The organism is Runella sp. (genome assembly GCF_965279615.1).
In the GTDB taxonomy this organism is placed as follows: domain Bacteria; phylum Bacteroidota; class Bacteroidia; order Cytophagales; family Spirosomataceae; genus Runella.
In genome coordinates, this window is the sequence record NZ_OZ257252.1 from 5,717,062 (window position 1) to 5,730,834 (window position 13,773).

The 13,773-nt window shown below is 44.9% G+C and carries 10 protein-coding genes; 6 read left to right on the forward strand and 4 right to left on the reverse strand.

Annotation, left to right across the window (positions count from 1 at the left end; all coding sequences use genetic code 11):
• Position 1: 1 nt before the first annotated feature.
• From ACQY73_RS24025 to cobA, 3 genes are all read left to right on the forward strand, one after another.
• The gene (locus ACQY73_RS24025; RefSeq protein WP_428655854.1) at positions 2–2,380 is read left to right on the forward strand and encodes a M43 family zinc metalloprotease; all 2,379 of its coding nucleotides are present in this window, start codon (positions 2–4) and stop codon (positions 2,378–2,380) included.
• 258 nt (positions 2,381–2,638) lie between these two features.
• Complete coding sequence (locus ACQY73_RS24030) at positions 2,639–4,810, forward strand: nitrite reductase (RefSeq protein ID WP_428655856.1); 2,172 nt, start codon at positions 2,639–2,641, stop codon at positions 4,808–4,810.
• 81 nt (positions 4,811–4,891) lie between these two features.
• Entirely contained in the window at positions 4,892–5,635 is a 744-nt protein-coding gene (gene cobA, locus ACQY73_RS24035) for a uroporphyrinogen-III C-methyltransferase (protein WP_428655858.1), read from the forward strand.
• A 307-nt stretch (positions 5,636–5,942) separates the two neighbouring features.
• Here cobA and ACQY73_RS24040 read toward each other — a convergent pair whose 3' ends face one another.
• The gene (locus tag ACQY73_RS24040; protein ID WP_428655860.1) at positions 5,943–6,824 is read right to left on the reverse strand and encodes a hypothetical protein; all 882 of its coding nucleotides are present in this window, start codon (positions 6,822–6,824) and stop codon (positions 5,943–5,945) included.
• A gap of 115 nt (positions 6,825–6,939) precedes the next feature.
• Between ACQY73_RS24040 and moeB the strand changes: the two genes are divergently transcribed.
• Together moeB and mnmD are read left to right on the forward strand one after the other, a co-directional pair.
• The gene (gene moeB / locus ACQY73_RS24045) at positions 6,940–8,025 is read left to right on the forward strand and encodes a molybdopterin-synthase adenylyltransferase MoeB (RefSeq protein ID WP_428655861.1); all 1,086 of its coding nucleotides are present in this window, start codon (positions 6,940–6,942) and stop codon (positions 8,023–8,025) included.
• A 3-nt stretch (positions 8,026–8,028) separates the two neighbouring features.
• Entirely contained in the window at positions 8,029–8,712 is a 684-nt protein-coding gene (mnmD, locus tag ACQY73_RS24050; protein ID WP_428655863.1) for a tRNA (5-methylaminomethyl-2-thiouridine)(34)-methyltransferase MnmD, read from the forward strand.
• Positions 8,713–8,718: 6 nt separating this feature from the next.
• Here mnmD and ACQY73_RS24055 read toward each other — a convergent pair whose 3' ends face one another.
• The 3 genes from ACQY73_RS24055 to ACQY73_RS24065 form a co-directional block, all read right to left on the reverse strand.
• Complete coding sequence (locus ACQY73_RS24055) at positions 8,719–9,483, reverse strand: SDR family NAD(P)-dependent oxidoreductase (RefSeq protein WP_428655865.1); 765 nt, start codon at positions 9,481–9,483, stop codon at positions 8,719–8,721.
• Positions 9,484–9,590: 107 nt separating this feature from the next.
• On the reverse strand, positions 9,591–10,013 hold the full coding sequence (locus ACQY73_RS24060) for a hypothetical protein (protein WP_428655867.1): 423 nt from the start codon (positions 10,011–10,013) through the stop codon (positions 9,591–9,593).
• A 4-nt stretch (positions 10,014–10,017) separates the two neighbouring features.
• Positions 10,018–10,428: a LytR/AlgR family response regulator transcription factor gene (locus tag ACQY73_RS24065; RefSeq protein ID WP_428655869.1), complete on the reverse strand. Its 411-nt coding sequence runs from the start codon at positions 10,426–10,428 to the stop codon at positions 10,018–10,020.
• Positions 10,429–10,589: 161 nt separating this feature from the next.
• On the opposite strand from ACQY73_RS24065, the gene ACQY73_RS24070 reads away from it, so the two are divergent.
• Positions 10,590–13,646 (forward strand): two-component regulator propeller domain-containing protein, encoded by a 3,057-nt coding sequence (locus ACQY73_RS24070; protein ID WP_428655871.1) that lies wholly within the window; start codon positions 10,590–10,592, stop codon positions 13,644–13,646.
• The last annotated feature ends 127 nt before the right edge of the window (positions 13,647–13,773 follow it).

A 13,773-nucleotide genomic window follows, 5' to 3' on the forward strand; every position in this document is an offset into this window, starting at 1 on the left:
TATGTCAAGACTATGTACCCGTGCCCTGATAGGCCTATTTGTTCTTCTTTCTTTTTTTGCCCAAGCACAACGTCGTAATGATCCCTGTGCAACGATGGAAATGGACAGTTTGATGCGCTTGCGTAACCCGCAGGAGGGCTCACTGGATGATTTTGAGCGGGATCTGCAACGGAAAATGATTCAGATCAAGGCTCGCCTTGCTTCCGGCAGGGGTGCTGCGGAGGTAATTACCATTCCGATCATTGTACACGTTATTCACAACGGAGAAGCTGTGGGTACCGGCCGAAACATCAGTCAGGCACAAGTTCAATCGCAAATCGAAACACTTAACGAAGATTTTCGTCGCCGAGTCAATACCAATGGTTTTAACAACGACTCGCGTGGAGCGGATATCGAAATTGAATTTTGTTTGGCTCAATTCAATCCTTCAGGACAGCGTATGGCCGAGCCGGGCATAGACCGGGTCAATGGAAACCGAGCCAGTTGGTCACGCAGCGATATTGAAGGCTCACTTAAAGCAACTACCTCCTGGGATCCCAACAAGTACTATAACGTTTGGGCATTGGATTTTGCGGCTCAGGACGATAACTTATTAGGATATGCCCAATTTCCCAGTAATTCAAATCTTTCGGGAATTCCCTCAAGCGGTGGTGCAGCAAGTACAGATGGTGTAGTAATTAACTATGCTAACTTCGGGAACTCTCAAAAAGGCAGTTTTCCATTGCTGAAAGCACCTTATAACTTAGGCCGCACGCTTACGCACGAAACCGGTCACTGGTTGGGATTGCGCCATATTTGGGGGGACGCTGCCTGTGGTGATGATTTTTGCGCCGACACCCCTCCACAAGCTTCCGAAAGTCGCGGTTGCCAGAAAGGAAGAGTCAGTTGCGGCAATGCCAACATGGTCGAAAACTACATGGACTACTCGGATGACGGATGTTTTAATATTTTCACTGTAGGTCAAAAAGCACGGATACGGGCCGTGATGGAAATAAGCCCCAGACGAGCGAGTTTGTTGACCTCTAACGTTTGCGGACAGCTTGTGGTAGGTAAACCTACTGCTGCTTTTGAAGCAGAGAACCGCGTCGTATTGTTGGGAGCACAAGTGAAATTTACCGATTTATCCACCGGTTTTCCTACCGCCTGGAAATGGGAGTTTGAAGGTGGTGATCCTGCTACTTCTACGGAGCAAAATCCTACGATTACGTACCGAACTGCCGGGAAATTTAAGGTAACGCTCACGGTTTCCAATGCCTCCGGATCATCTGTAGCTTTAGTAAAAAACCAATACATTGAAGTTGTAAACGCAGGACTGTGCGCTACCACGACCAATTTTGTCGGAACGGGTACTGTTATTCGGCAGCCCGCAGGAACCGGATATGTGTCGGGACAGAACAGCAGAAAAACGCAGGCCATCGCAGAATTGTTTGCAAATTCGCTGGGTTATACCAATTTACGAGGTGCTTCTTTAAAATTCGGCGTTGCTAAAGCTGCCAAAGGTGCAGAGTCCGAATCAGTGGTGCGGGTGAAGGTTTGGAATGCACGCGGATTTCAGGGCGGTCCGGGTTCCGAATTGACCACGAAAGAAATTCCGCTTCGTCGCATTTTGGACGATGTCAGAAACAATCGTGCGACCACTGTCGTCTTCGATCAAAACATAGAACTTTCGCGTCAAAATAATCTTTCGTTTTTGATCGGTATTGAATTGGATTACGTAGCCGGAGATACCGTCGCGTTGGTTACTACGCGTGACGGTGAGTCACTTAATGCTACCTCATGGGAACGTAATTCAAGCGGAAACTGGGATCGTTATATTGTACGGACGGGTCTCAACGTAGCGCACGCCATCACCGCTGATGTAGGGATGAAAGCTTCGGTGCAGATACAGGCTTCCGCTCAATTTATCAATCCGGGTGAGGCCGTAACGCTTCAGGCGCGGGGAGCGGGAGTTATCAACTGGTCGCCTTCCGAAGGACTTAGCTCTACGCTGGGGCCACAGGTAACAGCGCGCCCAAGTCGTACATTAACGTATTTAGTGAAAGGCACAGGCACAGATGTTTGTCTGGATTCCGCCAGCGCGACCATTTATGTGCGCAATGTGCAGATATTGTCTAATGAATCATTGATCGAAAAAGATTTCACCATTAGCCCTAATCCAACGGATGGAGCTGCCGAAGTCAGTTTTACCAATGCCTTACGCGGTAAGGTAACACTCCGATTGCGGAGCATTACGGGAGCCGAAATATGGCGCGGTGAATTTGAGAAGACCGGCGATCTGTTCCGACAATCCATCAATGTTCGTACATATCCTCCGGGTTCTTATTTTATTGACTTACAGTTAGGTGAATTTATGGATCGAAAACGTCTCGTGAAGTACTAGCCAAAAACGGATACCTGTAAATAGGTCATGAGGAAAGGGTATAACTTTTCTTTATGGCCTATTCTTTTTTTTGTTATGACTAATTAGGAATTTAGCCGGGCATCACCCAAATTTGCATAACAGTACTATTCACAGGGGTTTAATTACTTATAATTTTTCAACATAAGGGAACGTACCCGGTACAACTATTGTAGTAAAGGCTTTAAAGCCTTTTTAAGTTTATAAATAAAAATATTAAGTCGATAGAATATAGATACTATGTCAATCTCAATTTCACCAAACGTTAGCGAAGCCGCCCGTCGCGATATACTTGAACTGGAAAGTAAGATCAGTGTATTTCGCAACGGAGAAGTACCGGAAGAAGCATTCCGTAAATTCCGTTTAGCACGCGGGGTCTATGGACAGCGTCAGCCCGGTGTACAAATGATTCGTATCAAATTGCCTTACGGACGTATCACAGCCGACCAATTGGTGCGTATTGCAGATTGTTCTGATAAATATGCAACGGGAAATCTACACGCTACCACACGGCAGGATATTCAGTTGCACTTTGTGAAATTAGCCGATTCGCCCGAGCTATGGGCTGAATTGGAAGATGCAAATATTACATTACGCGAAGCCTGCGGTAATACCGTTCGTAACGTAACCGCTTCGGCAAGAGCAGGTGTTGATCCTGAAGAACCGTTTGACGTAACTCCTCATACACACGCTATTTTTGACTATTTTCTGCGTAATCCAATTTGTCAGGACATGGGGCGTAAGTTTAAAATCGCCGTGTCGTCGTCGGAGAGAGATTCGGCGTATGCCTTCATGCACGATGTAGGTTTGATCCCCCAAGTGCGCATTGCCGAAGACGGAACTCAGATCAACGGTTTTAAAGTATTGATTGGTGGTGGATTGGGCGCGCAGCCTATTTTGGCGCAGGTAGCCAAAGAGTTTTTGGAAGAACAATTAGTGATTCCGTTCATTGAAGCGGTGATTCGTGTGTTCGACCGTTATGGTGAGCGCGTACGCCGTCATAAAGCTCGGATGAAATTCTTATTGGCAGATATTGGCTTAGAAGAATTTTTGAAAAGAGTGGATGAAGAACAAAAAGCCTTGAAAAACAAGGAATACGTCATCAATCCATTGTCTTTCTTAGCCAATGACAGAAAGCCAAGCGAAAGCAAATTGACCAAAGAGGATTTGATCGCGGCTTCTCCCGTGTTGAATTCTCAGTATACACATTGGCTTAAAACCAATGTTTTCGAACAAAAACAAAAAGGTTGGTATGCGGTACAATTGCGGGTATTGTTGGGAGATATGCACTCTTCAATTGCACGTAAATTGGCCGATATAGTACGGGAGTATGCCGCCGACGATATTCGGGTTACGATCAACCAAGGGTATATCCTTCGCTTTGTAAAAGTGGAAGATTTGCCTGCATTGTATGAAAAACTCAATGAGCTTGGCTTGGCAGAACCGGGCTTTGATACTACGGCCGATATTACAACCTGTCCGGGAACGGATACCTGTAATCTGGCCATTTCCAGCAGCTACGGTATTACCCGCGTGCTTGAAACAATGATGAAGGATGAATTTCCTGACATTATTTACAACAACGACATCAAGATCAAAATCAGCGGTTGTATGAATGGCTGCGGGCAGCATAGTGCGGCCAACATTGGTTTTCACGGAAGCTCCATTAAGAATGGTAAGTTTGTTTTACCGGCTTTGCAGGTGTTGTTGGGCGGTGGGTTCAACGGAACAGGTGAAGGAATGATGGGCGATAAAGTCGTGAAACTTCCCACTAAAAGAGGGCCGGATGCACTGCGTAAGCTTTTGCAGGATTATGAAACAAATGCTTACGAAGGAGAATATTACAATGATTATTTCAACCGTCAAGGCAACAAATACTTTTATGCGATGCTCAAGCCGTTGGCGGATATGAGCACGGTGGTAAGCAGCGACTACGTTGATTGGGACCACGAAGAACCTTTCCAAACCGAAGTGGGGGTGGGAGAATGTGCCAGTGTCCTGATCGATTTGGTGGGTACTACGATCATTGAAGCAAACGATAAACTCAATTGGGCCAATGAAAACCTCGAAAAAACGATCTGGGCCGATGCGATTTATCACGCTTACAATGTTTTCGTAACAGGCGCTAAAGCATTATTAGTGAGCAAAGGCGTGGCAACCAATACCCAATACGGTATCGTAAAAGATTTTGATGAGCATTTCGGTGCTGATTTCAATGATCTTTCGGAAACAGGTTCGTTTAAGGAGTTGGTATTCAGTATTAATAAAAACGAACCAACGGAAGAGTTTGCCCGAGGGTTTGTAGCTAAAGCAGCCCGGTTTATTGCAAAAGTAAACCAAATCCGTCAGCAACAATTGGAAGGTGAAGACGTGCCGGAGTTAGCGCTTCTTGAGTTTGGTAAAGACAGTTAAGAATAGGAATGAGCAGAAAGAAGTCAGTAGTAAGGATTATAAATTCATGTGAATGACTGTCTGCGTTGGACTGATAATAAAATGAAAGTTACTCTCATAGGTGCAGGGCCGGGCGACCCTGATCTGATTACGCTCAAAGGCGTCAAAGCCTTACAATCGGCCGATGTGGTGTTGCACGATGCGCTGGCAAGTACGGAATTGCTGGAATATTGCAAGCCGGACTGTCTCATTGTTAATGTAGGAAAACGTTTTGCTCAGCATAGCTGCAATCAGGATGTGATCAATCATCTGATCGTAGAATACGCGCAGCAATACGGTCACGTAGTTCGTCTCAAAGGCGGCGATCCATTCATTTTCGGTCGCGGCTATGAAGAGTTGGAATATGCCCGGCACCACGGGATCGAAACGCACGTTGTACCGGGTATTTCGAGCAGTTATGCTGTTCCTGCCTTAGCAGGGATTCCGCTCACTACTCGCGGTGTAAGTGAAAGTTTTTGGGTAGTAACGGGCACGACCAAAGACCACAAACTTTCCAATGATCTGGCGCTTGCGGCGCAATCATCGGCAACAGTAGTGGTATTGATGGGAATGCACAAACTTTCGGAAATTGTCGAAACCTACGCTCAACTCGGTAAAATAGAATTACCCGTAGCCATCATTCAAAACGGCACCCGTCCTGATGAAAAAATTGTGACGGGAAAAGTTGGAAATATATTACAATTGGTTCAGGCAGAAGGGATTGGCTCACCCGCGATCATAGTGCTGGGGGCAGTAGCTCAACTTGCCGATAATGTAAAAAAGCTTACTCAATTAGTGAATTATTAACCCACTCTTCATTAAGTACCTTTGCCTAAGTGGTTTTTGAGCGTAATGCTTAAAAACCACTTTTTTATTTTGAGTTAAGAATAAATTGTTAGGAGGCGTTCTCTGATTACCCATCGGGTTGTGAGCAACCCTCTACACGGGGAGTGAGCAACCCTCTACACGGGAGTGAGCAATCCTGTATAGGAGTGTTTCACTGTGTAGAGGGTTGCTCACAACCCGACCGGTAGGCTGCCTGACCGTTAGAGCAACAATTTTCGGGTTTTACAAGAACACGTTTGCTTGCCTTTTTAATAGTGTGGATAAGTTGTTACTTTCCGGTCTTTGTCACCGTTTTTCCGTCTGAGGTAATAGTGTAGGTACGGTCGCAGGTGCCGTCACCATAATCAACCACTGCTTTGGGTTTATCAGGGCGTTCAATCTCAATAGTGCCCGAAACAGGGAAAAGGCCGTTTGTTCCTTTGCAGGCTATTTTAGCAGTAATGGCCTTAGTAATGGTTGATTTGAACGTTTTCCCATCGCTTCCGGTGGCTGTTGTGTTTCCTGTTACTAATATTTCATCGTCCGATAAATTCAGTGGAGTGCCTTTAGCATCCGTTTTGCGGGTTTTGGTGCTGTTAAAGACTATGGTTTTGCCGTTTTCGGTCGTGATGCTCGTTTCGGTAAAATTTTCTTTGGTAACAAGACGTCCATTTTCGAGCACTATGTTGACAGTATGTTTGCCGTTAATGGTGCGCGGACCGTGCTGAAAGTTTTCGTACGTGATACTTTGGGTAAACAAACCGGTGGCTTCTTTCGGGAGTTTGACGGGAATTTGAATGGTCATTTTGCCGCCTACTTTTTTCCCTTCGCATTCTTTGACGGTGCCATAATCAACCACAACGGTAATGATTCCGCCGGATTCTTTGCGCGAAACCGTAGCGCATTTATCACCTTTGAGCGGACGCTGCCCGGGATTGCCGGCACTGTCGGCACCTGCTTCTGCCGATTGTCGTAGGGAAGAAAGCCCACCGAATAATTCATCGTTGTAGGAAAAGATGGCTTCAGTTTCGTCGATAATTGTTTGATTGTCCTCTGCCGCAATGATCTCTTCTTCGGGTGATAAGCCATTGTTATCTTTGTTGCAGGCAACCAGCACAAGCGCAATTGCGGTGGCAGATCCGATGCTTTTCCAATTCATTTTGAGGTTCATGGAACTTTTAGTTTTGGGTTTAACTTCTGTTTTGTAACTGTTTACGCTGCGTACATAGGCTTAGAGGAAATAAATTGTCGAAAGGTTTAACATGGCTATTAACAAAATTTAACAAATGCTTTCTTCCGACGAATTACGCCGTTATAACCGCCATTTATTGATTCCCGAATTTGGCAGTGAAGGACAGGAACGCCTTAAAGCAGCGCGGGTTTTAGTGATTGGATGTGGTGGTTTAGGGAGTCCGATCTTGCTGTATTTGGCGGCGGCCGGAATTGGTACGTTGGGCATTATTGACAATGACCGAGTAGATGAAAGCAATCTGCAACGACAAATTTTATACGGCACAGAATCAATAGGCAAATCTAAAGTAGAAGAAACAGCCAAGCGCCTGCGATCACTTAATCCGTTTTGTGTCATTGAGCCTTATTTCGAACAGCTTACCTCACAAAATGCTTTAGCTATTCTGGAAAAATACGACCTTATCATCGACGGTTCAGACAATTTTCCGACGCGCTATCTGGTCAACGATGCGTGTGTGTTGTTGAATAAACCCCTCATTTACGGCGCTATCTATCGTTTTGAAGGACAAGTGGCTATTTTCAACTACCAAAACAGCCCGAATTACCGCGATCTGTTTCCAACGCCACCACCGCCCGAACTTGCGCCCAACTGCGCCGAAGCAGGTGTTTTGGGGGTCTTGCCGGGCATTATCGGCAGCCTCCAAGCCAATGAAGCGATCAAACTGTTGGCAGGTATCGGTGAGCCGTTGATTGGAAAATTGTTTGTCATGGATGCCTTGACCCTAACGACGCGAATCATAAAAATTCCGAAGCTACCCGAACGACCTGTTATTGACAAATTGATCGACTATGACGAATTTTGCGGCGTAAAATCCACGATGCCTGAAACGGAAATTACCGCTGAACAATTAGCTCAAATGCTGGAAAACAATGTTGATTTTCAACTGATCGATGTTCGGGAGGCGCAGGAATACGCGATTGATAACTTGGCAGGAGAATTGATGCCGTTGTCACAATTGGTTGATTTTGTAAGTAAAATAAGCCGTGATAAAACAGTGGTTGTTCATTGCCAAAGCGGAATGCGTAGCCAAAAAGCAATCAAGCAATTGCGTGAAGGTCATGGATTTACGAACTTGAAAAATCTAACGGGAGGAATAGCGGCGTTTCGAAAAATGCATTGACAAATGAGTATCCAACGAATTTTAACCTCTGACGGCTCCCATACATTATGGAACGAAACGCTCAATGTTTATTACCATTCTGTCAACGGAGCTTTGCAGGAATCACAACTCATATACATTGATCTGGGCTTGAAAGAAGCCATTGAACGCTATCGCTCAGTTGCTCAAAGCAAAGCACCTGCTTCGATTTCTGTTTTTGAGATGGGCTTTGGAACGGGTCTGAATGCTTTATTGACGTGGTTGGAAGCTGATAAAGCACGAATTCCGGTTCAGTACGTAACCGTCGAAGCATATCCGTTAGGGGAAGAACAAGTTGCAGAACTCAACTACGATAATTTGTTGGAAACCAGTCGATTGTCAGCGCTCCATCAGGCAGCGTGGGCAATAGAAACAGAACTTTCACCGTATTTTACCATTGAAAAATACCGTACTACGCTTCAAAATTTTAAAACTGAATTACGGTTTGACGCCATTTATTATGACGCATTTGCTCCTTCTGCACAAGCGGAACTTTGGGAACAGGAGATTTTTGGAAAACTGGCAAATTTACTCAAACCGGGCGGGAATCTGACGACCTATTGTTCTAAAAGCTACGTGCAACGTAATCTCAGAGCGGCAGGGTTCACCGTTGAGAAGCATCCGGGCCCGCGCGGAAAACGAGAAGTATTGCGGGCTGTTTTGATGTAGTAATCTTTATAAACTCATGCCGCCATCGACAAAGATGTTTTGACCCGTAATGTATCGCCCGGCATCTGAACAGAGGAATACGGCCATACCTGCGCAATCTTCGGGTTGCCCCATACCTCCTTCGGGCGTGGTCATTCTTTGTGCAATTCTTTCTTCCACCTCCGGAACGGATTCTTTAATGCGAGGCGTTTCGATAACACCGGGTGCTAAGTTGTTGACAGTAATGCCTTTGTCGGCCAATTGAAGCGCTATATTTTGCACTAAATTAAACACCGCTGATTTAGTGGCGGCATATACGATCATGGCAGGATGAGGCTTTACCTGTTGTACGCTGCCAATGGTCAGAATTCGTCCCCAACCTTTTTTTATCATGGCCGGAGTAAACTGTTGCATCAGCAGGAGGGTAGATTTGAAATTGGCATTTATCTGAAGGTCAACATCTTTCTCCGTTACCTGCTCCCATTCTTTCGCTATCTGTACGGAGGCATTGATGACTAAAATATCAACCGTATCGGCTATGGCGCTTACTTTTTGGAAGAAATCTTTGACGCCGTTGGGTTTTGAAAAATCAGCCTTTACAATCGGTACCTTGTTTTTGGGTTGATTCATTTCTCTGACTACCTGCTCAGCATCTTTGCGCTCCGCATGATAATGAATAATGACTTTGGCGCCATATTCTGCGAGCGCAATGGCAATTGCTTTCCCGATTCCCTGACTGGAACCTGTCACTACGGCCGTTTTTCCGGATAAATTAAGACGTTCAGAAAGCATGGTATTTTGTTAAATGGAGTATGCTTCCTGAAGCGGTAAAAAATCAGGCCAATAGAGCAGATGGTACTGTATGTGCAATTATTTCATCAGAACCGGGGTATATATTGCTAAGTATAAGCACTCAAATAGCTTTGAAGGGTGCCGAAGTGTTTGTAAGGCAATGAAATGGTGACTCCATCGACTTTGCATTTAACGTAGTTGCCAAAAATAGAATTACTCTGTTGAACATTTTTGAGCTCACTCCAGGGAATCAAGAGTGCATCATGCCCCAACTTAAAAAGAGGCATAACGTGAAGGTACATCCCTTTTTCACTGAATCCCAGTCGTAAAACTCCGTTATAGTTGGCCAGGCCAATGCGTCCATAGATGCCGGTATAGAACCCTTCTTTGAGGGGAGTCGTTTGATACAAAGATGCTAAATGGCGCCATCCGCTCACCCACGCGATCAGAAAACATATCCCTGACCAAAGTATCGAAAAAACGACAATAAATCCGGCCAATATCTCCACCATAAACAATGCATCTTTCATAGTTTTAACTGGCTAAGCGTTGATGTTTGTCAAACAAATTGAACTGCTGATAAAATAACTTGCGCTTCCGACGTGCGATGGGTAAGCTCAAACCATTGCTCAACTGTATTTCATAACCTGCATAATCGCAGTATTCGACTGCGCTCAGATTGACCAAATACGATTTGTGAACACGGGCAAACAGGCTGCTGTCGAGTTGGTCGTTGTATTCTTTCAGGGTTTTGGCGATCAAAAATCGCCTGCCGTCTTTCAAATAGACAAAACAATAATTAACGTCACTCTGAATATAAAGCACTTCCGTAACGGGCACTACTACATAGCGGTTCATGATGGGTAAAGTGATTTTTTGAACGGCGGGTTTAGCGCGGTGAACTTTTACAAAACCGGAAGGTGCAGGAGTAGTAAGCTTATTCATGACGTAGAAATTGTTTTCGTTTTGATTTATGATTCAAAACTAGCAGATGCCGAAATCGTAAAAAACAACCGATGAATAACCGGCAGGTATACTAAAAAGGTGGCGGACTTGGATGTATTTTTGGTAATTCGTTACTTTGGTAAGTCTCGTCTTGATTATTTATGGCAACCCTCGCGCGTCTTTGTTTTTTACTGCTTCTATGTTTCCAAACATTGGGTTTGTCGGCGCAGGTATTCCAAAATGTGTTGGTAGAAAACTTTGATAATCGTAACGGACTTACTCAGAATTCGGTTTGGGGAATTCAGCAGGATGTAAGAGGACTGTTGTGGATTGCAACCGACGATGGATTGCTGCGCTATGATGGCAATCAATTCAAAGCCTACCGTTCTGTCATCGGTCAAACACAAAAAGGACTGGCAAGCAACAGCATTCGGTATTTGTTCAGTGATAAGAAAAAATACCTTTGGATCGGAACGCCCAATGGCCTTTCGCGCCTCAATGTATTTACGGATTCTCTCAGAAGTTTTTTGCCTACTACCAGGATCCGGAAGATCACCCCGCGCGACAGCAACAGTTATTGGTTGGCTTCCAACAAAGGTCTTTATTATTTTAACCATAAGAGCGAACATTATTTCTGTAAAGCCCCCAATCTGAATGTGCTGAATGCAGTCCAATTGGACGACGGGAAAGTGCTTTTTACAACCACGGAAACCTGTTGGCTGCTTGATACCAAAAGAAACCGTTATTATCCTGTCCTCACGGACTTGCCGCCCGACGAAGGGATTCGCCCGATCATTCGGCAGGGAAATCATTTATGGATGGCAGTGGAGAATTTTGGCGTGTGGAAAATAGATGTGAAGACGTTACGCGTGATTGAGAAATATGACTTTCGCAAAAAAATGCCTTCGCTTGAAATCTTTCCGGTTCGCAGTGGATTTTTGGATCGAAACGGAAAACTATGGCTCGCTATTCATTTAGGGATTTTCTGTTTTGATACGGCCAACGGAGCATTCGAATTTTTGCCTTCCGATCTGGCCTATCGGCGCCTGAATAGTCTCAAAGGCTCGCCATTGAATGAAATTTTTGAAGACGCCTCGGGGATTTTGTGGGTTGGAAGCAATAACAGCGGACTCAATAAGGTCAATTTGAGATTGGGTAAATTTCAGACCATCAATCAGGACAATGGTCTGAACTCTAATTTCATCCTGAGTTTTGCGGAAAGAGGCAACGACTTGATCGTTGGAACAGACGGAAATGGAATTAATGTTTGGAACCGCACCACCAACCGATTTCAAGTTATAAAGGATACCGACGCGCAACGAAATCAGATATTATCTATGACGGAAGTTCGTCCCGGTTTGTTTTGGTGTGCTACGTTTCGGGGACTGGTTCAATTTGACGCGCTTCAAAATAAACTGACAACGCCGGCTCCGCAGGATATCGCCCTGTTTAAATTGTTGGAACAGATACAGGTTCGCAAAATATACAAAGACAGTCGGCAAAAAGTATGGCTGGGTACAACCCTTGGGCTTGTTACGTACGATCTCATTACCCATACATTGGAAAATCAATCGGAAGAAAGCCGCACCAGAGACTTGGTCAGTTCGTTTAAAGAAGACGTTAAAGGAAATGTTTGGTTTGGACGCGGTACGGGACTACAGCGTTATTCTCCCGCCACCGGCACCATTACGGCCATTTCTTTACAGATTCCCAAAACTAAAATTGAATTTGATGATATCAGCGACGTAAACTGCGACGGTGATTCGGTTTTGTGGTTGAGCAGTTATCGGGTAGGGATTGGAAAGTATTCGATTAAGACAGGGCAGTTTAAATTATATACTCCCGCCGACGGCCTTGCCAACAGTATCGTATACGGTTCGCTTATCGACAAACAACACCGAATTTGGATAAGCACCAACAGCGGTTTATCGCGTTTTGATCCCAAAAGTGAAACATTCACGAATTTTGACGTGTACGACGGTCTCCAGAATAATGAATTTAACGGCGGGTCGTTGCTGCGTCTGAAAAGCGGCGAAATGGTTTTTGGAGGTGTAAATGGCTTTAATCTCTTTCGTCCGGAGGGTTTTCAGCAAAGCACGAGTCGATCGCCGGTAGCGATTACGGATGTAAAGATCATGAATGAATCCGTCAACTTTGCCGATCAACCTGAGTTGGTGATTAATCATAAGGATAACTTCGTCTCATTCGAATTTGCAGCATTGGATTTTACGGCGCCGCAAAAAAACCAATATGCGTATCAGTTGGAAGGCGTTGATAAACATTGGATCTACAGCGGCAATCGGCATTTTGTAAGCTATTCGCAATTGCCGGCGGGCGAGTACACGTTTAAGGTAAAAGCAAGCAATTCAGACGGCGTTTGGAACGAAAAACCGGCTACGTTGCGGTTGGTAGTAACCGCTCCTTTTTGGGCGAAAAGTTGGTTTGGGTACTTGGCCATTGCAATGGGAGTGATCGTTCTGATCCTGTTCTTTACCAATCGAATCAGGTATATTCAGGAGCGGGAAAGAGAAAAAATAAGCCTCAACCGTCAGATTGCTGAACTGGAAATGAAGGCATTGCGGGCACAAATGAATCCGCATTTTATTTTTAACTGCCTGAATTCCATTAACAATTTTATTCTCCACGATGAAAACCGTCAGGCGTCCAAATACCTGACTAAATTCTCAAAATTGATCCGGCAGATTTTAGACAATACCGATACGCCACTTGCGCCCGTGGAGCGTATCGCGACGTTTATGGGCTTGTACGTAGAGTTGGAACAGATGCGATTTGGCAAAAATCGCTTTGATTTTGAGATCATTGTTGATCCCGACATTGACCCGCACGAAACGGTTTTTCCCACCATGATGATTCAGCCACATGTGGAAAATGCCATTTGGCATGGACTCATGCACCGACCGGAACGCGGCAAAATTACCATGATGTTTGGGCGTGAAAGCGAACATTTTGTATCGTGCATCGTGGAAGATGACGGCGTGGGAAGGGCCAAGTCACGGGAAATGAACCATGTACTTTCACCAAGCCGAAAGTCGAAAGGAACGCAGAATGTGCTTGAAAGCATCGAAACGTTCAATCGTCAATACAATACCGAAGGCGCCAAAATCATCATAGATGATCTCTACGACGAACAAAATCAACCCAAAGGCACCCGCGTCAAGATCGTGCTGCCCGATTTGGCACAAACGGAGCTAGGGTAACAGAACTGAAAAATGATAGACCGAAAAACCGCGAAATGTAAAACCGAATTCTTATAAGCGTTCTTCATAATTACTTTGAAATATTTTCGTTTTGTTTGACCTCATCCGGGGTCAGACAAAATAATGC